Genomic DNA, 23202 nt, shown 5'->3' on the forward strand with positions numbered 1-23202 from the left:
GCGCTCAGGGCGATGTGGGGGCCACAGCGAGCGGCTTGCCGTCGCCCAGTTGGTCGCTGGACCAGCCGCCGCCCAGATCGCCGATCAGCGACACCGTGTCCAGTAGCCGTTGCTGACGGACATTGAGCGCGCTTTGCTCGGTGCTCAACTGGGTGACCTGGGCGGTGGCGGCGGTGGTGTAGTCCACGGTGCCGGCCTGGTACTCGTTGAAGGCTATGGCCGCGCCACGGCTGGCATCGCTTACCGCTGCGTCCAACACCTGCGATTGCTGCGAGAGGATGCGCAGGCCGGAAAGATCGTCCTCCACGTTCTTGAAGGCGCCGAGCACGGTGCCGCGGTAGTTGGCCACGGCCGCTTCATAGTTGGCGCGCGCTGCCGCCACTTGTCCGTGCCGGGCCCCGGCATCGAACACGGTTTCGCTAACGTCGGCGCCCAGGGACCACACATGGTTGGCGACATGCAGCAATCCGGCCAGCGGGGACTGTGAAAAGCCATCCGCACCCGACAAGGACAGCGACGGATAGTAGGCGGCTACGGCCACGCCAATGGCGGCGTTTTGTGCGGCCATGTCGCGCTCGGCCACGGCGATGTCCGGGCGGCGTTGCAACAGGGTGGAGGGAATGCCGCCGGGCACGTTCGGCACGTCGGGCAGGCGCCCGTTGTGCGGGATATCCAGCTGCTCGGGCGGCTTGCCCACCAGCACAGCGATGGCGTGTGCGTACTGCGCCCGCGACACGCCAAGGGCGAGCAGGCTGGAGCGGGCATTCTCCCATTGGGTGCGTGCGGCAATGACATCGGAGGGCGGCACCGTGCCCGCCTTGTCCTGGTTGGCGACCACACGCAGATAGCCTTCGTACGCGCTCACGGTCTTCTGCAGCAGATCGATATCCGCATCGGTGGCGCGCAGATCGATCACCGCGGTCGCCAGCGCCACCTGTTCGGCCAAGGTAGCGTTGGCGAGCGTGGCCTGGCTGGCCTGCGCACTGGCCTTGCTTTCTTCCGTGGCGCGGCGCGCCTTGCCCCATAGATCCGGTGCCCAGCTGATGCTGCCTTCGAGTGAACCTGCCGTGCTTACCGGTCGGAAATGTTCAAGGCCGCTGCCGGCGTTGCCAGCGGCGCTGCGTTGTTTGCTGGCAGCGCCGGTTATGCCGACAGTGGGAAACAGCGCGCTACGCGCCACCTGCACCTCGGCCAGCGCCGCGCGGTAGTTGGCCTCCGCTTGCAACACGGTCTGGTTGGACACCACCACTTGCGGTTCCAGTTCGTCGAGCAAGGGATCATGGAAGTCCTTCCACCATTCCCCCTTGGGTGCATCCGCGGCGGGTGCGGCGGATGTCCACCCGGGCAATTCCTTGTATTGCGCGGGCACGGCGACATCGGGGCGGTGATAGTCAGGGCCGACCATGCAGCCTCCCAGCAGACAAGCGATGCTGGCCGCGAGTGCGGTGCGAACGAGTGATGTCTTCATGCGCTGGCCTCCGAACGATTCCAGGGCAGGTGAGCCGACCACCGCGCCAGACGGCTGCGCAGACGGTCGAGATAGAGATAGATCACCGGCGTGGTGTAGAGCGTGAATACCTGGCTGAGAATCAGGCCACCCATCACCGTGATGCCCAGCGGCTGGCGCAACGAGGCGCCCTGGCCGATACCCACCGCCAGCGGCACCGCACCCAGCACGGCGGCGGCGGTGGTCATCATGATCGGTCGCAAGCGCAGCACGGCGGCCTCGTGAATGGCCTGGCGTGGCTCGCGACCTTCGTCGCGCTGCAAGTGAATGGCCACGTCGATCATCATGATGGCGTTCTTCTTGACGATGCCGATGAGCAGGATGATGCCGATCAGGGCAATCACCGAGAATGGTGTCCCGAAGATCAGCAAGGCGAGCGTGGCGCCAATGCCTGCCGAAGGCAGCGTGGAAAGGATGGTGATGGGGTGCACCGTGTTCTCGTAGAGGATGCCCAGCACGATGTACACGGCGGCCAGCGCCGCGAGTATCAACAGCGGCATGGTCGACATCGATTGCGCATAGACCTGGGCTGCACCCGCGCCGCCGCCATGGATCGACGCCGGCATGCCGATGTCTCGCGAGGTCTGGGCAATCGTCGCCAGTGCATTGCTCAGCGAGCCGCCCGGCGGCAAGTTGAAAGAGACGGTGCCCGCGACCAGCCCGCCCTGATGGTTGACCTGGGTGGCGGTGTGATTGCTCACATAGGCGGCCAGCGCAGGGAACGGCACCATCGTTTCGGAGGCGGTACTGTCCGCGCTGCCGCTGGAGCTGCCGCCACGCGCGTTGGAGATGGCGTTGGTGAGCTGGTTGGCCTCCGCGTCGGCATTGAGCGCGTTGGTGCCGGTGCTGACGCCGGTAGCTGTGCTGGCGCTGGTTACGCCGCTGACGATCGCCTTGGACATCTGCGTCTGCTGTGTGCCGGAAGCATTGCCGGCGGCGGTGCTGAATCGAATATGCTCGATGGTCTGCGGGTATTGCCAATACTTGGGTGCTACTTCCATCACTACGTAGTACTGGTTGAGCTCGTTGTAGATGGTCGACACGGTGCGCTGGCCGAAGGCGTCATAGAGCACGTTGTCGATCTGGTTGGGCGCAAAGCCGTAGCGGGCAGCGGTGGGGCGATCCACATCCACGTAGATCTGCAGGCCGTTCTGCTGCAGGTCGGAGTTCACATCGGTGAGCTGGTTGCGGTGGTCGCCCAGGGCGGTGACCAGCCGCGGTACCCAGGTGTAGAGCGCGTCCGGATCGTCGCTGGTCAGCGTGTACTGGTATTCGGAGGCGGATTGGCGGCCGCCGATATGCAGGTCCTGCGCGGCCTGCATGAACAGCTTGGCGCCCGACACGGCATTGAGCTTGGGACGCAGGCGCTCCACCACTTGCGCGGCCGACAACTTGCGCTCGGCGAGGGGCTTGAGTTCCACGAATACGTTGGCGGTGTTGAGTGCCCGTCCACCGGTGAAGCCGGCAACGGACGCGACCGCCGGATCGCGTTTGACGATGTCCTGCAGCTGGGCAAGCTTCTTCTCCATCGCCTGGAAGGAGATGCTTTGGTCGGCGATGATCTGGCCCATCAGGATGCCGTTGTCCTGCTCGGGGAAAAAAGTGGAGGGCAGCAGGCGCACCAGGAATACATTGGCCACCACCAGGCCCATCAGCAGCAATACCACCAGCAGGGCGTGGTCGAGCACGGCGGTGAGCGTGCGCGCATAGCCTTGCTTGAAGCGCTCAAAGCGCTCTTCGTACCAGACGGCCCAGCGCGCGCGTGAGTGCAAGGCGCGGCGACTCAGCACATGCGCGGCCATGCACGGCGTCACCGTCAGCGAAATCACCAGCGAGAGCAGGATGGCGGTGGACAAGGTCACCGCGAATTCGTGGAACAGCAAGCCGACCACACCAGGCATCAACAGGATAGGCAGAAACACCGCGATCAAGGACAGGCTCATGGAGATCACGGTGAAGCTCACCTCGGCGCTGCCGACCATGGCGGCTTCGTGCACCTCCATGCCGGCTTCCACATGGCGCACGATGTTTTCCAGCACCACCACGGCGTCGTCCACCACGAAACCGGTGCCGATGGTCAGCGCCATCAACGAAAGGTTGTCGATGCTGTAGCCCATCAGGTACATCGGCCCGAACGTGCCGATGATGGACAAGGGCAGCGCCACGGCGGGCACCAGGATGGCGCGCGGCGATTGCAGGAAAATGTACACCACGCCGATCACCAGAAGGATCGCCATGACCAGGGTGCGCTCGGTGTCGTTCACCGCCGCATTCACCGATTGCGAGCGGTCCACCGCAATGCCTACATGTACATTGTGCGGCAGCGTCGCCTCGATATCCGGAAGCACCGTGCGGATCTGCGCTACCGTCTTGACGATATTGCTGCCCGGTAGCGGATACACGATGACCAGCACCGCATCCTGGCTGTTGTACAGGCCGGCATTGCGGATGTTCTCCGCCGAATCCTGCACATCGGCGACGTCGCGCAGCATGACCGGCGCATTGTTGCGATAGGCCACCACCAGGTCGCGATACGGCGCGGCTTTGTTGATCTGATCGTTGGAGAGCACTTCGTAGCGCTGGCCGTTTTCATCGATATGGCCTTTCACGCTGTCGGCATTGGCCGCGCTGATGGCGGCACGCACGTCCTCCAGGCCAATACCGTAGCTATTGAGCCGATCCGGCTCCAGCTCCACGCGCACGGAAGGCAGCGCGCTGCCGCCCAGGGTGATCTGGCCGACGCCGTCCACCTGCGATAATTGCTGCTGTATGACGGAGTTGGCCGAGTCGTACAGCTGCGCGCGGGTCAAGGTGTGCGAGGTCAGTGCCAGCACCATGATCGGCGAATCGGCCGGGTTGTATTCGCGATAGGTCGGGTTGTTGCGCAGCGTCGTCGGCAGGTCGGCGCGGGCGGCCTGGATAGCGGCCTGCACGTCGCGCGCGGCGCCGTTGATATCGCGGTTGAGCCCAAACTGCACCACGATCATCGAGGTACCCACCGTGCTCTGCGAGGTAAGCTCGGTGACATCGGCGATCGTGCCCAATCGGCGCTCCAGCGGCTCGGCCACGGTGGAGGCCATGATCTCCGGACTGCCGCCCGCCATGCTCGCCTGCACCACGATTACCGGGAAGGTGATGTTGGGCAGCGGCGCCACCGGCAGGTGGAAATAGGCCAGCAGACCCGACAGCAGGATCGCCACCGCCAGCAACGTGGTGGCGACCGGCCGTTGGATGAACAGGCCGGGGATACTCATGGCGCGGGCTCGGCGGTTGCACCGGACGCCCGGCGTCCCGTGCGCTGGGCGAGTCGATCAAAGAACAGATAGATCACCGGCGTGGTGAACAAGGTCAGCACCTGGCTCAGTGCCAGGCCGCCGATGATGGCCAGACCCAGCGGTCGACGCAGTTCCGAGCCCGTGCCGCTGCCCAGCAGCATCGGCAGGGCGCCCAGCATGGCGGCCAGCGTAGTCATCAGGATCGGGCGGAAACGCAGCAACGACGCCTCGAAGATGGCCTCCTCCGGCGGCTTGCCATGCTCGCGTTCGGCTTCCAGGGCGAAGTCCACGATCATGATCGCGTTCTTTTTGACGATGCCGATCAGCAGCACGATGCCGATGATGCCGATCACATCCAGGTCGCTGCCGGCGATCATCAACGAGAGCAGGGCGCCGATGCCGGCGGAAGGCAGCGTGGAGAGAATGGTCACCGGGTGGATGAAACTCTCATAGAGCACACCCAGCACGATGTAGACGGCGACCAGGGCGGCGATCAGCAGGTAGACCTCGCTGGACAGCGAATCCTGAAAGGCTTGCGCCGCGCCCTGGAACGAGGAGGTGATGGACGAAGGCAGATGCACCGCCTGTTCCACTTGTTCGATCTCGCTTACCGCCTTGCTGAGCGAGGCATCCTTGGCAAGATTGAATGACACCGTGACGGCGGGAAACTGTGCAAGATGACTGATCACCAGTGGCGACTTGGTGATCCTGATGGTCGCGATGCCCTTGAGCGGTACCTGGCCGCTGCTGCTGGTCTGGCTGGGCAGATAGAGATCGCCCAGCGACTCCACCGTGGGCAGGCTCTCCGGCTTGGCAACCAGGATCACGCGGTACTGGCTGGCCTGCTCGAAGATGGTGGAGACAATGCGCTGGCCCAGTGCGTCGTACAGCGCGTTGTCGATGGTGGCGGCGGTGATGCCATAGCGCGCGGCAAGCGGGCGATTGACCTCGATGTTGACGCTCATGCCGTCGTTGTTGAGGTCGCTGGTCACATCGGTGATCGAATGGATCTGCTTCATGCGATCCATCAGCTCGGGCACGTAGTGCATGAAAGCCTGCTGATTGGGGCCACGCAGCACGAACTGGTATTGGTTGGGCGAAATGGTGGTGTCGAGGGTGAGGTCCTGCTCCGGTTGCAGGAACAGCTTGATGCCGGCGACCTCGGCCGCGGATTGCTGCAATCGGCGCGACACATCCGCGGCGGTGCCCGAACGGTCGCCACGCGGCTTGAGGTTGATGAGGAAGCGCCCGTTGTTGAGCGTGTTGTTGGTGCCGTCGATGCCCACGTAGGAGGTGAGGCTGGCGACGTCGGGATCGTTCAGTATGACCTTGGCCAGCTGTGCCTGGCGGTCGACCATGGCGCCGTAGGACACCGAATTGTCGGCCACGCTGATGCCTTGGATCACCCCCACGTCCTGCACCGGGAACAGGCCCTTGGGAATGATTACGTACAGCACGATGGTAAGCGCCAGCGTAGCCACGAACACCAGCAAGGTCGCGGTCTGGTGAGCCATGACCACGCCCAGGCCACGCTTGTAGGCCGCCAGCGTGCGATCGAACAGGCCTTCGCTGATGCGCTCGAAGCGGCTGGGATGGCGCTCGGATTTGGCGCGCAGCAAGCGCGCGCACAGCATGGGCACCAGGGTCAGCGAGACCACGGCGGACAGCATGATGGTCACCGCCAGCGTCACCGCGAATTCGCTGAACAGGCGTCCGATCACGCCGCCCATGAAAAGCAGCGGGATCAGTACGGCAATCAACGAGACGGTGAGCGACACGATGGTGAAGCCGATCTGTCCGGCGCCGATCAGGGCGGCGTCCAGCGGTGATTTGCCTTCCTCCAGATAGCGCACGATGTTCTCGATCATCACGATCGAGTCATCCACCACGAAACCGGTGGCGATGATCAACGCCATCAACGAAAGGTTGTCGATGGAGTAGTTGAGCTCATACATCAGGGCCAGCGTGCCGACCAGCGACACCGGCACGGAGATGCTCGGGATGATGGTGGCGGGCAGGTTGCGCAGGAACACGAAGATCACCAGCACCACCAGCACCACCGCGAGAATCAACTCGAAGGCGGCATCGGAGACGGAGGAGCGAATGATACCGGTGCTGTCGGACACCACTTCCACGTGCATGCCGGCGGGCAGGGTGGATTCGAGCTGCGGCAGCACCTTCATGATCTGGTCCACCGTGGCGATCACGTTGGCGCCGGGCTGGCGCTGCACGTTGAGCACGATGGCCTGGGTCTGGTTGTACCAGGCGCCTTGTTCGGTATTTTGCGCGGCCTGGGTGACGCGCGCGACATCGCGCAGATAGACCGGCGCGCCGTTCTGGTACGAAATGACCGTATCCAGGTAATCCTGCGGGTTCTGGATCTGGTCGTTGCCGTTGATGGTGTAATCCAGATCCGGGCCATCGATGTTGCCCTTGGGCTGGCTCACGTTGACGTTGGCGATCAACGAGCGCAGGTCATCCAGATTGAGGCCATAGCCGGCCAGTTTTTTCGGGTCGGCTTCGATACGGATGGCCGGTACGTTGCCGCCGGCGGGCGTCACCAGGCCTACGCCGGAGACTTGGGAAATCTTGGCGCCCAGGCGATTGTTGGCGACGTCCTGCAACTGCGGCAGCGACATCGAGCGCGAACTCACCGCCAGGGTCAGAATGGGGCGGTCCGCCGGATTCACCTTGGCATAGGTGGGGGGCGCCGGCAGGCCCGATGGCAGCAGGCTATTGGCCGCGTTGATGGCCTCCTGCACATTCTGTTCGGCCACATCGAGGTTGAGCGCCAGATCGAACTGCAGGGTGATGATGGACGCGCCCGCCGAACTGTTCGACGTCATCTGCTGCAGGCCCGGAATCTGTCCCAGTTGCACTTCGAGTGGCGCGGTTACCGTGGTCGCCATCACCGTGGGGCTGGCGCCGGGGTAGAAGGTCTGCACCTGGATGGTGGGGTAGTCCACGTTGGGCAGCGACGACACCGGTAGAAAGCGCATCGCCACCAGGCCTACCAACACCAGCGCGATCATCAGCAGCGAGGTCGCTACCGGCCTGAGGATGAACAGGCGGGAGATGTTCATCGGTACGCGCGTCCGTGGCGATCAGGCGTGGGTGGCGGGAGCGCGCTTGCCGCCGTGTTGGGGCGTTTGCTGCGCGGGTGTCGACGAACTGCCGGCAGCGGCCGGCGTGGCCTGCGCGGCACGGATGCTCGCACCATCGCTGAGGCGGTCCATGCCATCGGTCACCACTTGCTGGCCTGCGGACAGGCCGGCGGTGATCACGGTGAACTTGCCATCGCTGGGGCCGGGCGTGACCTTGTGCACGGACACCGTGTGATTGGCATTGACCAGGTAGACATAGTCCCCCGGCGCGCCACTCTGCACGGCGGGCGTGGGCACCAGCACGGCGCTGTGCAAGGTATTCACCAGTAGCTGCACATTGACGAATTCATTGGGAAACAAGGCTTCGTCATCGTTGGGTACGGTGGCGCGCAGCGTCACCGTGCCCGTGCTGGTCGCCATCTGGTTGCTGAGCGCATACAGCGTGCCCGTTGCCAGCTTCGTGCTGTTGTCGCTGCTGAATACGGTGACCGGCAGCTTGGTGCCGCCGTTGACCTGATGCAGCACTTGCGCCAGCGAGTTCTGCGGCACGGTGAACTGCACCGTGGTGGGCTTCATGGTGGTGATGGTGACGATGCCTGGCGCGGTGGATTGCGTGACGTAGTTGCCCGGGTCCACCAGTCGCAGGCCCACGCGCCCGGATACCGGCGCGGTGATGTGGCAGTACGCCAGGTCCAGTTCGTACTGCGCAATGGCGGCTTGATCCGCCTTCACCGCGGCTTCTTGCTGCTGCACGGTGAACTTCTGATCGGCGAACGTCTGCTCGGCAATGGAGTTCTGCTGGTGAAGCTGGGTGTAGCGCGCCAGATCCGCGCGGGCCTGAGCCAGGCTGGCCTGGTCCTTGGCCAATTGTGCTTGCGCCTGCTGCTTGTCGATGTCGTACTGGCGTGGGTCAATCTGGGCCAGAAACTGGCCCTTCACCACGTCCTGGCCTTCCTGGTAGCCAACCGCGGTGAGGTAGCCGCTCAGTTGCGGCAGCACGTTGACAGTGGCGACGGGGGTAACGGTGCCCAAGGCACTCAGTTGCACCGGCATATCGCCCAGGGTGGCGCTGGCAACGCTCACGACCTGGGCCTGCACGCCGGGCTTGGCCTTCTGACCGGTGAGCAGGTGAATCACGATCAGCGCGAGCAGGGCCACGCCAATGATCGCGGCGATCAGCACGCCGCGATGCTTGTGCGGGTGATCGGCCGCATTCAGGGTGTTGGCACTCATGCACCACCTCCAGCAGTTTCACCGTCCGCATGGCCGGTCAAAGGACGCTTCCGCCCTCCCGCAGGCGACCACCGTCGCGGCGCGGGAAAGCTGTCAAGACATCTTTAACGATCCTGTGCGCCGCCGGTTGACCCCGCGGGCGGCGGCGTGTTGGCGCAGACTGATGGCACATATGCCGTCATAGCGTGGTGATCGCGCTCTACACGATGCGCGCGCGCTTCCACCAGCCGGTGACTTTTTCCTCGCGCACCAGCGTGAACAGACCCGAACCAAGGATCAGCACAATGCCGATCAGCATGGCCCAATCCAGGTGGTCACCAAATAGCCAGTAGCCGAAGAAGATCGCCCATAGCATCTGGCTGTACTGGGTGGGCGCCACGCGGTTGGCAGGAGCGTGATGGGTGGCGAGCATCAGCAACACGCCGGCCAGCCCGGCGAGCAGTCCGTAGCCGGCGAGCAGCAACCACTGGTGCAGGTTGGGCCAAACGAAAGCGGGCAGCATCAGCAGCCCTCCGCTGACCAGCGGGCCGATCACGCCCGCGCCATACAAGCTGACGCGCTTCTCGTGCGGGCCGGCCATGCGCAGGGCCACCACCGAAACCGCGCCAGACAGGCCGCAGCTCATGGCGGCCAGGTGACCGGCGCCCAATACGCGAAAGCCAGGCCGCAGCACCACCAGCACCCCGACAAAGCCCACGATCACCGCGGACCAGCGCCGCCAACCCACGTGTTCCTTGAGAAACAGCACCGACAGCAGTGTCACGAAGATCGGCAGCAGAAAGATCAGCGCGAACGCCTCGGCCATGGGCAGCGCGGTGAACGCGATCACCGCCGAGATGTTGCAGATGGCGCCGGTAATCGCGCGAATCCACCACAGGTGTGGCTTGCGCGCGTGGAACACATCCCGGTAGCGATCTTGCGGCTTACGGATGAAGGGCAGGGCGCTAAGCATCAGCAGCGCACCGAAAAACACCGCTTCATACGCCGGCAGGCTGCCATGCAGCGACTTTACGAAGGCATCGCTGATCGCATAGGCGGCGTAGCAGGCGAAACCAAGCAGGATACCTTTGACCATCGTTGAGTACAGATTCCAGTCGACATGCGAAACGGGCGTGCGTGGGCCCGTGCTGAGACGGCGGCGCGGTGAAAGCGACGTGAGGCCGCTGCCGTGGTCGGCTATTCAAGGACGCGGAGCGTGGCCGGAAGGGTATGCGTTTTTCTACGAATATGCATGTGTTTTTGTCGTTTGTGTGGCGAGCGGTGCCCTGGCTAGCTAGGGCCTTCGCCCCACGACGTATATGTCAGGCCGGATCGCGGTCGACTTCGTGGAATTGCATGGCTTGCTGATCCACGGGTATGTCCTTTGTCCTCTGCACGATGTGTCCTTCGCTGTTCCCTTGTCCTTGGCGTACTGGGTGCAGCAACACCGTCCGCGATGGCGGTAAAGCTCAATGATGTGCTCGATGTGGGCGGGGCGATTCGCCTGCGGGCCGACAACGATGAACGACGCGGCATTCATGAGGTGGGCCTGGATACGGTCATTCTCCGGGCCAACTACGACGACACGCGCTGGAGCGCGGGCGCCAGTTACCGCTACTACGGCAAGGAATACCCGTACCAATATGTAAGCCACTTCGGTGACGTGCAGTTCGCCGAATACGCCTGGCTGGGGTATGCCTGGGGTGACGGTGGCAAGGTGACCGCAGGCCTGGATCGCCTGCCCTTTGGGTTGACGCCCTATCTCAGCAGCACGTTCTTCCAGAGCCTTGGCAATGTGGTCGGTCTGGAGGACGTATCCATGTTGGGCATCAAGTACGCCCAGGCCATGGGCGAGTGGAACCTGCAATGGGGTTATTACGCGCGTCGGGCATGGGCAGGGCATGGCACCAGCCATGGCGCCACGTTCTCTATCGTGGTGACACCAGCGGACCCGGGTTTGGAGGGAGGGAGCCGCAACGATGAACGGGGGCTCGCCACCGCGCGCGTCGTACGCAATGCCTCGCTCGGCGCGTGGGAGGGCGAAGTGGGCGCCTCGGCGCTGATCTCTACGTTGCACAATCGCGACACGCACGCGGACGGGCGGCGCATGGCCTACGCGGTGCACTACGCCGGTAAACACGGGGCTTGGGGCACCAAGCTGCAATACACGCGTCAGCAAATATTGCCGCAGAATCCGGGCGATCGACGCACGGTCAGCTTTGGCGGCTTCGACGGTACATTCAACGTAGCGACACGCGGCAATTTCTACAGCGGCGATGTGAGTTACACCTTGCCGACGAGCTACCTGGGGGATCGTCTTAAAGAGGTGTCTTTCTACGCCAACTATAGCTTGTACGAAAAATCCGTCAGGAATTTCAGGAACTCTCAGCGCATGATTCTGGGAACATCGTTCACATTGCGACCCGTGTGGCTGTCCTTGGAATGGCTCGCCGGACGTAACGACCCCTATCTTGGGGGAAGCGGCTACGCGCAAAGCGCCGCGGCAGGTGGCAGGAACGTGTGGACAGGTCAGTTGTTCATGAACGTGGGCTATTACTTCTAGCCCCAGCTTCTGGCCTGAACACGGCTTGAGCGCGTGGCCTGTCGTCGAACGAACGCCAGGTTACTGCCATGAAACGCCGAATGCCCACGCTCAACGCCCTGAAGGTTTTTGAAGTCGCCGCCGCTCAGGGCAGTTTCACGCGAGCGGCCCATGTACTCCACGTTACGCAGGGTGCGGTAAGCAGGCAGGTTCGCCAGCTCGAAGACCAACTGGGCGAGGTCTTGCTGGCGCGCCGGCATCATCGGCTTGAGCTGACCGCAGCGGGACGCACGCTTCTGCGCGGGCTGCGTCGCGCCTTCGATGGCATCGAACTGACCGTGCGTGCGGTGCAACAGCAGCAGGATAGAAGCCGACTGCATATCAATGCGCCTCCCACGTTTGCCCTGCGATGGCTACTGCCGCGCCTTGGGCGCTTGCGTGCAGCCCATCCCGAACTGGAAATCAGCTTGACCAGCCAGACCCGGGACAACCTGGTGGAAATGGGCCAGCTCGATTGCGCCATTCGCTTTGGCGATGGCGAGTGGAATCATCTCGAAAGCTCTCTCATCTTTCACGAGCGCCACATGGCCGTATGTTCGCCAGGCTTGCTGGCCAATCGACGTCCCGAAGAGGTCGAGCTTTCCGAACACGCGTTGATCCATGTGCTTGCCGCGCCGGATCGCCGGTACATGACCTGGCAGCACTGGCTGCAGGCGGCAGGGCTGAAGCACGTGGAAGTCCAGGGGGGCTATGAGTTCGATCTTCTGGATATGGCCATCCGTGCCGCAGCGGACGGGCTGGGCATCACCATCGCGGACCGTCACATGGTGTCGCCCGAACTTGCCGATGGCACCTTGGTGCCTTTTCGCGATGTCGAGATCGAGGGACACCAGTCGTATTGGCTCGTGACGCGGGCAGGGCAGCCACCGTCGCCCGTCGTCGATCACTTTCGCGCATGGATGCAGAACGAAGCCGAACGTTCCTAGCAATGCGCTGAACGACGCCAACGGCGCTGTCTGCTCGCAGGTCACCGACGGCGCGCGTAGCCATACATTTTTTCATGGTTGCCCAAAGATTTAATCGTTTGTGATCGCTGCCGTGCGTCGCCGATCCTGCGGCGGAGAGCTCTTGGGGCGCTGACGTGCACGGGGTGTTCGTTGTCGCGCAAGGGCATGCCGATGCATTGCCGGAGCGAGAAACAGTGGCGAAAAGCGCATGGAATTATGTGAATGGCGGCTTCGTCGCACCCGGAGCGGGTCCGGTGATTTCCGTGGACAACCCCGCTTCCGGGGCGCTCGTCGGGGACATCGTCGGGGCCACGCCTGAGCAGATTGAACAGGCCTGCGCGGCGGCTGCACATGCCCAGCGCGCGTGGGCGCGCCTTCCCTCCGCCGAGCGCGGGGCGCACCTGCGGCGACTTGCCGATGCGCTGCAAGCCCAAGCGTCGACGGTGGGTGAGGTGCTGGCCCGCGAATCGGGCAAAAGCCTGGATGACGCGCGCCATGAAGTGATCTACGCGGCGGAGATCACGCGCTACCACGCGGAGTGGGCACGTCGCATCGAGGGCGAGGTCATTCCCAGCGATAGCGCGGACGAAACCATCCTGTTGCAACGCGAACCGATCGGCGTGGTTGCCTGCCTTATTCCCTTCAACTACCCGGTCTACACCTTGCTGCGGAAAGTGGCGCCCGCGCTCATTGCGGGTAATGCCGTGGTGGTTCGCCCGAGCAACCACACGCCGTTGAGCGCGCTGGCGATCGCAAAGGTGATCGACCAGTCGGGTTTGCCGGCAGGCTTGATCAACATTCTGGTGATGTCGCATGAAGAGGCCCGCGTGCTGTGTACGCAGCCTGGCGTGGGCATGATCACCTTGACCGGCAGTGTGGGTGCCGGTCGGGCGGTGCTGGAATACTGCAAGGCGCATATCGCCAAGCCCTCGTTGGAGCTCGGGGGCAAGACGCCCGCCATCATCGAGCCCGATGCCGACTTGGAGGCGGCGGCCCAGGCCATCGTGGCGTCCAAGACCACCCATTGCGGCCAGCTCTGTACCGCCATCGAGCGCGTCTATGTGCATCGCAGCGTGCACGACCGCTTCCTGGCCTTGCTGCGCGATCGTCTTTCTCGGGTGCGTTCTGGCGATCGCGCCCGGGACGCCAGCCTTTTGGGGCCGATGATCAGCCGTGAGGCACGCGATGCCGTGCATGCGAAGGTCGAGCGAGCGCTGGCGGAAGGGGCGGCACTGGAATGCGGCGGTACGTTGCCGGACGGCGCGGGCTACTTCTATCCCGCGACCTTGCTGAGCGGGTGTCGCCAAGACATGGAGATCGTTCGGGAGGAGATCTTTGGTCCGGTGCTTCCCGTGCTGGTCTATGACACGCTGGATGAAGCCATTGCGCTTGCCAACGATCACCAGTTTGGTCTGGCGTCGGTGCTGTACACGGAGCAATACCGCAGCGCGCTCAAGGTCGCCAACCGCATCGAGGCGGGCGAGCTGTACATCAACAGGACGCCCGCCGATCCCTATCAGGGCTTTCACGCGGGCTGGAAGCGCTCGGGCCTTGGCGGCGACGACGGCAAGCACGGCATGCTGGAGTTCACGCAGACTCGCCTGGTCGTCATGAGGTACTGAATCATGACGATGAAGGAAACCATGGAGATGCCTGCCTCTTCAGCGGCGGGTAGCAGGTTCTATCGCTACGGGCAGTTGTTTCTGCTGGTGCTTGCCGCGGGCGCCATCTATCCGGTGCTCTACCTGCGTCAGGTGTACCAGAGCATCATGCTGGTCGCGCTGGGGATCGACAACGAGCAGTTGGGGTACCTGTACTCCATGCTGGGCCTGGCGTTCATGCTCAGCTATCTCCCAAGCGGCTGGCTGGCCGACCGGATCGCACCACGCATCCTTATCAGTGTGTCGTTGCTCGGCACCAGCGCACTGGCTTGGTGGTACGCCACGCTGCCGGCTTATACGTCGCTGCTGGTCATCTTCTGCGGCTTCGGCGTAACCACGGGTCTGACGTTCTGGGCAGCCTTGCTCAAGCGTGTGAAGGTGCTGGCGGGTGCGGGCGAGCAAGGGCGTTTCTTTGGCGTACTGGATGGTGGTCGTGGCTTAGTGGAGGCCCTGCTGGCCACGGCCGCCATTGCCATGTTCGCTTACTTCAGCGGTTCACGGGACACGGGTGCGGCGATAGGCCTTGGTTATGTCATCAAGCTCTATGCCGCGTGCTGCCTGGTCTTGGGCGTGCTTCTCGCGCTCTTGCGTGACCCGCCGTCGCCCGCGCAGCCGGCCGAGCTCAGTGTGGCTGCGCCACGCAGCACGCTGGCAGACCTCTCGTATCTCGCCACGCTGCCCGAGCTGTGGCTGGTCACCGCCATCGTGTTCTGTGGCTATCACTTCTTCTGGGCCACTTACAGCTTCTCGGCCTATCTGGAGGAAAGCGGGCTTGGGCTGAGCGCCACGGCTGCCGGGGTCATCACCACCATCAAGTTGTGGATGCGGCCCCTGGGTGGCGCTGGCGGTGGCTGGTTGGGCGATCGCTTCACCAATGTGGGGGTGCTGATCTGGGCTTTGTCCCTGACGGGCCTTGGCATGCTGGGGCTGCTGGTGGCGCCGCTCGCCCATAGCGTAGCCCTGGTGGTGGTGCTGGTGATCGCCATTGGCTTGCTTACCTATAGCATTCGCGGACTGTATTGGGCGGTGCTCGACCAATGCCGGATACCCGAGCGCATGACCGGTTTGGCGATCGGCGTCATTTCCGTGGTCGGATATTCGCCGGACGTGTTGCTTCCCTTGATCAACGGCAAGGTGACGCAAGCGTTTCCCGGCCCGCTCGGCTACCAACTGTACTTTGTCTATATCGCGGTGATGGGCTCGCTGGGCGCGCTGGCGGCCGTGGCTTTGCAGCGCCGCGTGGCCAGAAGGAAGGCTTCATGAAAGTGGTTGAACTGGAAACCCATGTGGTGGCGGTTCCGCCGCCGCATATCGGTGGCATGTACTGGTTGTTCGTGCGGCTGCGCACGGACAACGGCATCGAAGGTGTCGGCGAGATCTATTCGGCGACCTTCCACCCCAAGGCCATGGTGCCCATGATCGAGGATGTCTTTACGCGATATCTGCTCGACCATGATCCGCACCACGTCGAGCGCTTCTTCCGGCAGGCCTATTCCAGCGGGTTCACCCAACGTCCGGACCTCAGCATGATGGGCATCGTCAGCGGCCTGGAAATGGCCTGCTGGGACATCGTGGGCAAGGCGGCCGGAAAACCGGTGTATGAATTGCTCGGCGGCAAGGTGCATGAGCGTCTTCGCTCCTACACCTATCTCTACCCGCGCAATGCCCAGGGTGAGTACGACTACGGCGACCCCGACCTCGCGGCGGAATACGCCGTGCGCGCCAAGGAGCAGGGGTTCACGGCGGTGAAGTTCGACCCGGCCGGTCCGTATACCGCCTACTCCGGTCATCAGGTGTCGCTGGACGTGCTGGACCGTTCCGAGCTGTTCTGTCGCCGCATTCGCGAGGCGGTGGGCAGCCATTGCGACCTGCTGTTCGGCACGCATGGGCAAATGGTGCCCTCGTCGGCGATTCGTCTTGCCAGGCGATTGGAGAAGTACGACCCGCTGTGGTTCGAGGAGCCGGTGCCTCCGGGGCAGGAGGAGGCCATGGCCGAGGTTGCCCGCAAAACGAGCATTCCCATCGCCGCAGGCGAGCGGCTCACGACCAAGTACGAGTTCTTCAAGCTGTTGCAAGCCGGCGGCGCGTCGATTCTCCAGATGAATGTCGGTCGCTGTGGCGGTTTGCTGGAGGCCAAGAAGATCGCGAGCCTGGCCGAAGTGCACTACGCGCAGATTGCGCCGCATTTGTACAACGGGCCGGTCGGTGCGGCGGCGAGCTTCCAGCTCGCGGCGTGTACGCCCAACTTCCTGATCCAGGAAAGCATCGGCACCTGGGACGGCTTCCATGCCGAGATTCTCAAGCAGCCGCTGCAGTGGGAGGACGGTTACCTCATCCCCTCTCGCGAGCCTGGGCTGGGCGTGGAACTGGATATGGACGTGGTGCGCCGTCACTCCTCGTACGAAGGAGAGCGCTTGCATCTCCAAATGGCGACTTCGCCCTATGACGTGAAGGACAGCTCGCCCGCCAAGGGTTGAGCGAATGCAGGGTAATCCAGTGACTTACGACTACATCATTGTGGGGGCGGGCTCGGCCGGCTGCATTCTGGCGGAGCGGTTGAGCGCCTCGGGGCGATACTCGGTACTGGTGCTGGAGGCGGGCGGGCGCGATGACTCGCCGTGGATCAAGATGCCCGGCGGCTTCGTGAAGCTCTACTACAACCCCCAGTACAACTACATGTACTACAGCCAGCCACAAGCCCAATTGGGCGGGCGCACCTTGTACGCGCCGCGCGGCAAGGGCCTGGGTGGTTCGGGGTCGATCAACGCGATGATCTACGTGCGTGGTCAGCCCAAGGATTTCGACGACTGGGCTGCCGCCGGCAATACCGGCTGGGGTTGGCGCGATGTGCTGCCGTACTTCCGAAAGCTGGAGACGCACGCGGATGGCGAGAGCGCGCACCATGGCGGGAGCGGCCCCATCCACATCAGCTCCATGCGCGGCAAGACGCATCCGATTTGCGATGCGTTCCTGGCTGGTTGTGATGAGCTGGGGCTTCCGCTGACGTCCGATTTCAACGGTGCGCAGTTCGAAGGAGCCGGCATCTACGACCTCAACGCACGTCATGGCGTGCGCAGCTCCAGCAGTTTCGCGTACCTGCACCCTGCCATGAAGCGGCCGAACGTGCGTGTGGAAACGCAGGCGCAGGTGGAGCGCGTAGTGTTCGATGCCGAACGCCGCGCGGTGGGTGTGCGCGTGCGTCGAGGCGACCGCGTGGAAACTTTCATGGCGGGCCGAGAGGTCATTCTCAGTGCCGGGGCGGTCGGCTCACCCACGCTGCTGCAACGGTCCGGCGTGGGCGATCACGCGTTGCTGAGTGAGTGCGGCATCGAGACCCTGCACCACCTTCCCGCGGTTGGCTCGAACATGCAGGATCACCTGTGCGTCAGCTATTACTACAAGTCCAGGATACCCACGCTCAACGATGTGCTGCGTTCGCGCATGGGGCAGTGGAAGGTGGGCTTGCAGTATTTCTTGCGCCGCAGCGGCCCGTTGGCGATGAGCGTCAACCAGTCCGGGGGCTTTTTCCGCGGCGACGCGACGCAAGAGCAACCCAATCTGCAGCTCTATTTCAATCCGCTGTCTTACCAGATACCCAAGAGCAGCAAGGCGAGCATCCAGCCCGAGCCGTATTCGGGCTTCCTGCTTTGCTTCAGTCCTTGCCGCCCAAGCAGTCGGGGTTCGGTGCGCATCGCCTCTGCCCGGGTGGAGGAGGCGCCGCTGATCGATCCCAATTACCTGGCCACGGCGCACGACATCGACGACGTGGTGCAGGGGAGTCGTCTTGTGCGTCGCATCATGGGCACGGCCGCACTGCGCGGGGTTACCGTCGAGGAAACGATACCGGGTCCGCAGGTGCACAGTGACGAGGACATGGTGCGGTATTTCCGCGAAAACTGCGGCTCGATCTACCACCTGTGTGGTTCGTGCGCCATGGGCGTCGACCCGGTCACCTCCGTGGTCGACGCCCAGTTGCGGGTTCATGGCCTGCGTGGCTTGCGCGTAGTTGACGCCTCGGTTTTCCCCAATGTGACATCGGGCAACATCAACGCAGCGACGATGATGGTGGCGGAAAAGGCCGCAGAGTTGATCCTGGCATCGTAGCCGGGGCTTTTCCATTGAATTTGCAGGATTTTCGCGGTTGCGGTGCAGTGTGACCAACCGTGACGGGCGCGTTAGAATGGCGTTTTGCCCCGTCACGGAACTCACGCATGTCCGCTCGCCTGAATCCCCTCGATCTGTACGACGTCCGTTCGCTGCTTTCCGACGAAGAGCGCATGGTGCAAGACTCCGTCGGCCGTTTTGTCGACGAGAAAGTGTTGCCCATCATCGGCGACGCGTTCGATCAGGGGCGCTTTCCCAAGGAGCTGGTTTCCGAGATCGCCAACCTTGGCCTGCTCGGCGCCACCATTCCCGAGAAGTACGGCTGCGCCGGGATGAACGGCGTGAGCTACGGCCTGATCTGCCAGGAGCTGGAGCGCGGCGATTCGGGCCTGCGCAGCTTCGCTTCGGTGCAAAGCTCGCTGTGCATGTATCCCATCTACGCTTACGGCACGGAAGAGCAGAAGATGCACTACCTGCCCAAGATGGCGGCAGGCGAGGTGATCGGTTGCTTCGGCCTTACCGAGCCGCATGGCGGCTCCGACCCGGCCAACATGAAGACGCATGCCAAGAAGGATGGCGGCGACTGGGTGATCAACGGCGCCAAGATGTGGATCACCAATGGCAATCTCGCGCACATCGCCATCGTATGGGCGCAGACCGAGGACGGCATCCAGGGTTTCATCGTGCCGACCAGCACGCCCGGCTTCACCGCCCAGGAAGTGCACAAGAAGATGAGCCTGCGCGCCTCGGTGACCAGCGCGTTGTTCTTCGACAACGTGCGCGTGCCCGAAGCCAACCGCCTGCCCAACGTCAAAGGCCTGAAGGGCCCGTTGGGCTGCCTCACGCAGGCCCGTTACGGCATCACCTGGGGCCCGATCGGTGCCGCGCAGGCGTGCCTTAAGGAAGTGCTCGACTACACCCATGATCGCGTGCTGTTCGGCCGCCCGCTGGCGTCCAACCAGGCCATCCAGATCAAGCTGGCCGAAATGGCCCGTCGCATCACCATGGCGCAGCTGCTGTCGCTGCAGCTTGGCCGTCTCAAGGATGCCGGCAACATGCAGCCCACGCAGGTGTCGCTGGCCAAGTGGAACAACTGCCGCATGGCGATCGACATTGCGCGCGAGTGCCGCGATATCCTCGGCGGGGCCGGCATCACCACCGAGCATGTGGCCATTCGTCACGCGCTCAACCTGGAATCGGTCATTACCTACGAAGGCACCGAGACGGTGCACCAGTTGGTGGTCGGTCGTGAGTTGACGGGCATCAACGCGTTCTGAAGGGCGCTTGATGCTCTCCGTACCCAGTGAGCGTCATCCCGGCGAAAGCCGGGATCCAGTGACGTTTCTTTCGCTGGAAACGTGGCTTCCGAATCGGAGCAACGTTGCGTTGAGCCGGCCGTAACGCAAGGGCAAGCGACGAGATGAACGGGCAAGACATCCGCATCGAAACCGAACGTCTTCTGCTGCGCCCGCCGCAGGCGGAGGACTTCGACCCCTGGGCAGCGAACATGGCCGATGCCGAATCGGCCCGCTTTATTGGCGGAATGCAGCCGCGCGCGGTGGCCTGGCGGGGCTTTCTCACCATGGCCGGTGCGTGGGCGGTGCAGGGCTTTGGCATGTTCTCGGTGATCGAGAAGCAGAGCGGGCAGTGGATCGGCCGCATGGGCCCGTGGTTTCCCGAAGGCTGGCCCGGTCGCGAAGTCGGCTGGGGCTTGGCGCGCGCGGCCTGGGGCAAAGGCTATGCGCTGGAAGGCGCCACTGCCTGCATGGATTTCGCCTTCGATCGCCTGGGTTGGGACGATGTGATCCATAACATCGACCCGGCCAACGCGCCCTCGCAAGCGCTGGCGCGCAGGCTCGGCTCGGACCTGCGCGGCATGGGGCGGCTGCCCGAGCCGTTCGAAAACGTAGCCGTCGAACTGTGGGGACAGACCCGCGAGCAATGGCGGAGGCGTCGCCCATGAGCCACGTCACGCCTGCCTTGTACGCCACGCTGGCGGAGATCGTGCCGGAGCTGCACGTGCATTGCCTGGACCCCTGGTGCGTCATCGGCAGCGCCGCCGCGCTGCTGATGGGCGCTGATGTGAGCGTGGCGGATGTGGACGTGCTCACCTCGCGTGACGATGCCGAGCGATTGCGCGTGCTGTGGGCGGACCGACGCGAAGCCACCCATGAGCCCGTGGGCGCGGACCGTTTCCGCTCGCATTTCGCGCGCTTCCGTTTCCCTGGCTTGCCGGTGGAAGTGATGGGCGGGCTGGAACTCAACCAGGGCAATGGCTGGACGCCGGTTTCCGCGGGCCGGCTCACCTTGATGGGCCTGAATGGCCTGGCCGTGCCCGTGCCGTCGCTGCAAGACCAGATTCGCATCCTCGACAGCTTTGGCCGCGAGAAGGACCACGCCCGCGCTTACGCACTTCGCTTGCTAGTCACGCCCGCGACGCAAGCCAAACCATTTTCTCCCTTTCCCTGAGCTCGCCGCTGCCGCGGCCGTTCGTTGACGAGACACCATGACTGCCATCCCGTATTCCCTCACGGCACGCCACAAGGGTTTCAATCGTGCCGAGATCGTCGATCAGAACTTCATCGAGTTCGTGCAACTGTGGCAGGGCGATGTGCATAGCCCGCACGGCGATCACTCGCCAGTGCTGCCGGGCAGCAAGCTCGATGCGCGCGGCTTTCGCGAGTTGCTTCAATCGCAACTCATCAGCCGTCACCTGGACCTGATGGCGCGCGTGCTGCGCGTGCAGAACAAGGTGTTCTACACCATCGGCTCCAGCGGCCACGAAGGTAATGCGATGGTGGCGCGGCTCACGCGTCATACCGATCCGGCCTTCCTGCATTACCGCTCCGGCGGCTTCATGGCTGAGCGCTTCCGCAAGCTGTCGGGCATGGACCCGGTGATGGATTCGGCGCTGTCCTTTGCCGCCAGCATGGAAGACCCCGCCTCCGGTGGTCGCCACAAGGTGTGGGGCAGCAAGCCGCTCTGGGTCTTGCCGCAGACGTCCACCATTGCCTCGCATTTGCCCAAGGCGCTGGGTACCGCCATTGCCATCGAGCAGGCGCGTCGTATCGGCCACAAGTTGCCGATTCCGGATGACAGCATCAGCGTCTGTTCGTTTGGCGATGCGTCGTCCAATCACGCTACGGCGCAGACCGCGTTCAACGCGGCGGCCTGGACGGCGTACCAGAAGCTGCCGGCTCCCGTGCTGTTCGTCTGCGAAGACAACGGCATCGGCATCTCGGTGAAGACCCCCAACGGTTGGGTCGCCAACAATTTCCGTCACCGCGCGGATCTGGATTACTACTACGCCGATGGCCTGGACCTGGCCAACGGCTACGCCCAGGTGCAGGAGGCGGTGGAGCATTGCCGCCACACGCGCCGTCCAACCTTCCTGCATCTGCGCACCACGCGCGTGATGGGCCACGCCGGCACCGATTTCGAAATCGAGTGGCGCAGCGTCGAGGAGTTGTTCCAGGTAGAAGCCAGCGATCCGCTGCTGCGTTCGGCCGAGATCGCACTGTCCTCGGGCCTCTACACCAAGGAATCGTTGCTGGCCTTGTACGAAGCCACGCGCAAGCGTTGTTTCGAAGCCGCCGAGGATGCCGATCGCCGTCCGCGCCTGACCACGCTGCAAGAGGTCATGAGGCCGTTGGCGCCATACACCCCGGCGGCGGTGAAAGCTGAAGCCGAACGCACCGATTACGCGCAGCGTCGCCTGGCGGCCTTCGGTAGCGAAGACAAGCTGCCGGAGAACCAGCCGCCGCGCCATTTGGCCATCCAGATCGGCCAGGCCTTGCACGACATCATGGCCAAGTACCCCGAGTCGCTGCTGTTCGGCGAGGACGTGGCGCAGAAAGGCGGCGTGTACACCGTCACCAAGGGTTTGTTCAAGACCTTCAAGGGCAGCCGCGTGTTCAACACGTTGCTGGATGAAACCGTCATCCTGGGCCTGGCCCAGGGGTACGCCAACATGGGCATGCTGCCCATGCCGGAAATCCAGTACCTGGCGTACTTCCACAACGCCTGCGACCAGATTCGTGGCGAAGCGGCGTCGCTGCAGTTCTTCTCCAACGACCAATACCGCAACCCCATGGTGATGCGCGTGGCGAGCCTGGGCTATCAGAAAGGCTTTGGCGGCCACTTCCACAACGACAACTCCATTGCGGCGCTGCGCGATATCCCCGGGCTGGTGGTGGGCTGCCCCAGTCGTGGCGATGACGCCGCCACCATGCTGCGCACGCTCACCGCGCTGGCCAAGGTGGACGGCCGCGTATGCGCCTTCCTCGAACCGATTGCCCTGTACATGACCAAGGACCTGTACGACGCGGGCGACGGCCAGTGGCAGTTCAACTACCCCGCACCGGGCGAAGCCATGGTGCTGGGCGAGGGCCGCGTCTACCACGAAGAGGCCAGCGACCTGGTGGTGTTCACCTTCGGCAATGGTGTGCCGATGGCGTTGCGCGCCGCTCGCACCATCGAGGCGGAGCTTGGCTGGAAGGTGCGCGTGGTGGATCTGCGCTGGCTGGCACCGCTCAACGATGCGTTCATCGCCGCGCAGGCCAAGACCGCCAAGCGCATCCTGGTGCTGGACGAAGGCCGCCGCAGCGCCGGCGTGGGCGAGGGCATCATCACCGCCATCGTGGAGGGCGGCAGCGGCGCCACGCCGTTGCAACGCGTGGTGGGCGCCGATACGTACACCCCGCTGGCCGGTGCGGCCCTGCTGGTGTTGCCGGGCGAGGCGGAGGTGGTGGCGGCGGCACACATGCTGGCTTGATGCCGTCGCCGTATTG

The 23202-nt window shown here is 63.8% G+C and carries 15 protein-coding genes; 10 read left to right on the plus strand and 5 right to left on the minus strand.

Annotated elements, in window-relative coordinates; genetic code table 11:
• Positions 1 to 4 precede the first annotated feature (4 nt).
• The 5 genes from JHD67_RS08025 to JHD67_RS08045 form a co-directional block, all read right to left on the minus strand.
• The gene (locus JHD67_RS08025; protein WP_233171729.1) at positions 5 to 1468 is read right to left on the minus strand and encodes an efflux transporter outer membrane subunit; all 1464 of its coding nucleotides are present in this window, start codon (positions 1466 to 1468) and stop codon (positions 5 to 7) included.
• Complete coding sequence (locus tag JHD67_RS08030; protein ID WP_199098653.1) at positions 1465 to 4761, minus strand: efflux RND transporter permease subunit; 3297 nt, start codon at positions 4759 to 4761, stop codon at positions 1465 to 1467. The genes JHD67_RS08025 and JHD67_RS08030 overlap by 4 nt, the downstream gene beginning before the upstream one ends.
• Positions 4758 to 7865 carry an efflux RND transporter permease subunit gene (locus tag JHD67_RS08035; RefSeq protein ID WP_199098654.1) on the minus strand — a complete coding sequence of 1036 codons (3108 nt, stop codon included), beginning with the start codon at positions 7863 to 7865 and terminating at the stop codon, positions 4758 to 4760. Before JHD67_RS08035 ends, JHD67_RS08030 begins: the two co-directional genes overlap by 4 nt.
• Positions 7866 to 7886: 21 nt before the next feature.
• Positions 7887 to 9119: an efflux RND transporter periplasmic adaptor subunit gene (locus JHD67_RS08040; protein ID WP_199098655.1), complete on the minus strand. Its 1233-nt coding sequence runs from the start codon at positions 9117 to 9119 to the stop codon at positions 7887 to 7889.
• A 199-nt stretch (positions 9120 to 9318) separates the two neighbouring features.
• Positions 9319 to 10194, minus strand: a complete 876-nt coding sequence (locus JHD67_RS08045; RefSeq protein WP_199098656.1) for a DMT family transporter — start codon at positions 10192 to 10194, stop codon at positions 9319 to 9321.
• 360 nt (positions 10195 to 10554) lie between these two features.
• On the opposite strand from JHD67_RS08045, the gene JHD67_RS08050 reads away from it, so the two are divergent.
• The 10 genes from JHD67_RS08050 (at position 10555) to JHD67_RS08095 (ending at position 23186) form a co-directional block, all read left to right on the plus strand.
• On the plus strand, positions 10555 to 11661 hold the full coding sequence (locus tag JHD67_RS08050) for a hypothetical protein (RefSeq protein ID WP_199098657.1): 1107 nt from the start codon (positions 10555 to 10557) through the stop codon (positions 11659 to 11661).
• A gap of 68 nt (positions 11662 to 11729) precedes the next feature.
• Positions 11730 to 12626: a LysR substrate-binding domain-containing protein gene (locus tag JHD67_RS08055; protein ID WP_199098658.1), complete on the plus strand. Its 897-nt coding sequence runs from the start codon at positions 11730 to 11732 to the stop codon at positions 12624 to 12626.
• 215 nt (positions 12627 to 12841) lie between these two features.
• Positions 12842 to 14269 carry an aldehyde dehydrogenase gene (gene aldA, locus JHD67_RS08060; protein ID WP_199098659.1) on the plus strand — a complete coding sequence of 476 codons (1428 nt, stop codon included), beginning with the start codon at positions 12842 to 12844 and terminating at the stop codon, positions 14267 to 14269.
• A gap of 3 nt (positions 14270 to 14272) precedes the next feature.
• Positions 14273 to 15571 (plus strand): MFS transporter, encoded by a 1299-nt coding sequence (locus JHD67_RS08065; RefSeq protein ID WP_199098660.1) that lies wholly within the window; start codon positions 14273 to 14275, stop codon positions 15569 to 15571.
• A complete protein-coding gene (locus JHD67_RS08070; protein WP_199098661.1) occupies positions 15568 to 16785 on the plus strand; it encodes a mandelate racemase/muconate lactonizing enzyme family protein in 1218 nt (405 codons plus the stop codon). The genes JHD67_RS08065 and JHD67_RS08070 overlap by 4 nt, the downstream gene beginning before the upstream one ends.
• A gap of 4 nt (positions 16786 to 16789) precedes the next feature.
• Positions 16790 to 18412: a GMC family oxidoreductase N-terminal domain-containing protein gene (locus JHD67_RS08075; protein WP_199098662.1), complete on the plus strand. Its 1623-nt coding sequence runs from the start codon at positions 16790 to 16792 to the stop codon at positions 18410 to 18412.
• A gap of 107 nt (positions 18413 to 18519) precedes the next feature.
• Entirely contained in the window at positions 18520 to 19689 is a 1170-nt protein-coding gene (locus tag JHD67_RS08080) for an acyl-CoA dehydrogenase family protein (RefSeq protein ID WP_199098663.1), read from the plus strand.
• 143 nt (positions 19690 to 19832) lie between these two features.
• Positions 19833 to 20375: a GNAT family N-acetyltransferase gene (locus JHD67_RS08085; RefSeq protein WP_199098664.1), complete on the plus strand. Its 543-nt coding sequence runs from the start codon at positions 19833 to 19835 to the stop codon at positions 20373 to 20375.
• Positions 20372 to 20881: a hypothetical protein gene (locus JHD67_RS08090; protein ID WP_199098665.1), complete on the plus strand. Its 510-nt coding sequence runs from the start codon at positions 20372 to 20374 to the stop codon at positions 20879 to 20881. The genes JHD67_RS08085 and JHD67_RS08090 overlap by 4 nt, the downstream gene beginning before the upstream one ends.
• Before the next feature lie 37 nt (positions 20882 to 20918).
• Positions 20919 to 23186 carry a thiamine pyrophosphate-dependent enzyme gene (locus JHD67_RS08095; protein ID WP_199098666.1) on the plus strand — a complete coding sequence of 756 codons (2268 nt, stop codon included), beginning with the start codon at positions 20919 to 20921 and terminating at the stop codon, positions 23184 to 23186.
• Positions 23187 to 23202: the final 16 nt, after the last annotated feature.

It is taken from the genome of Dyella sp. ASV21 (genome assembly GCF_016428975.1).
GTDB lineage: Bacteria > Pseudomonadota > Gammaproteobacteria > Xanthomonadales > Rhodanobacteraceae > Dyella.

What these genes read in the sequence shown, in the direction of transcription:
- JHD67_RS08025 (WP_233171729.1), bottom strand. Translation starts at nt 1,468, where the DNA reads ATGAAGACATCACTCGTTCGCACCGCACTCGCGGCCAGCATCGCTTGT.
- JHD67_RS08030 (WP_199098653.1), bottom strand. Translation starts at nt 4,761, where the DNA reads ATGAGTATCCCCGGCCTGTTCATCCAACGGCCGGTCGCCACCACGTTG.
- JHD67_RS08035 (WP_199098654.1), bottom strand. Translation starts at nt 7,865, where the DNA reads ATGAACATCTCCCGCCTGTTCATCCTCAGGCCGGTAGCGACCTCGCTG.
- JHD67_RS08040 (WP_199098655.1), bottom strand. Translation starts at nt 9,119, where the DNA reads ATGAGTGCCAACACCCTGAATGCGGCCGATCACCCGCACAAGCATCGC.
- JHD67_RS08045 (WP_199098656.1), bottom strand. Translation starts at nt 10,194, where the DNA reads ATGGTCAAAGGTATCCTGCTTGGTTTCGCCTGCTACGCCGCCTATGCG.
- JHD67_RS08050 (WP_199098657.1), top strand. Translation starts at nt 10,555, where the DNA reads ATGGCGGTAAAGCTCAATGATGTGCTCGATGTGGGCGGGGCGATTCGC.
- JHD67_RS08055 (WP_199098658.1), top strand. Translation starts at nt 11,730, where the DNA reads ATGAAACGCCGAATGCCCACGCTCAACGCCCTGAAGGTTTTTGAAGTC.
- JHD67_RS08065 (WP_199098660.1), top strand. Translation starts at nt 14,273, where the DNA reads ATGACGATGAAGGAAACCATGGAGATGCCTGCCTCTTCAGCGGCGGGT.
- JHD67_RS08070 (WP_199098661.1), top strand. Translation starts at nt 15,568, where the DNA reads ATGAAAGTGGTTGAACTGGAAACCCATGTGGTGGCGGTTCCGCCGCCG.
- JHD67_RS08075 (WP_199098662.1), top strand. Translation starts at nt 16,790, where the DNA reads ATGCAGGGTAATCCAGTGACTTACGACTACATCATTGTGGGGGCGGGC.
- JHD67_RS08080 (WP_199098663.1), top strand. Translation starts at nt 18,520, where the DNA reads ATGTCCGCTCGCCTGAATCCCCTCGATCTGTACGACGTCCGTTCGCTG.
- JHD67_RS08085 (WP_199098664.1), top strand. Translation starts at nt 19,833, where the DNA reads ATGAACGGGCAAGACATCCGCATCGAAACCGAACGTCTTCTGCTGCGC.
- JHD67_RS08090 (WP_199098665.1), top strand. Translation starts at nt 20,372, where the DNA reads ATGAGCCACGTCACGCCTGCCTTGTACGCCACGCTGGCGGAGATCGTG.
- JHD67_RS08095 (WP_199098666.1), top strand. Translation starts at nt 20,919, where the DNA reads ATGACTGCCATCCCGTATTCCCTCACGGCACGCCACAAGGGTTTCAAT.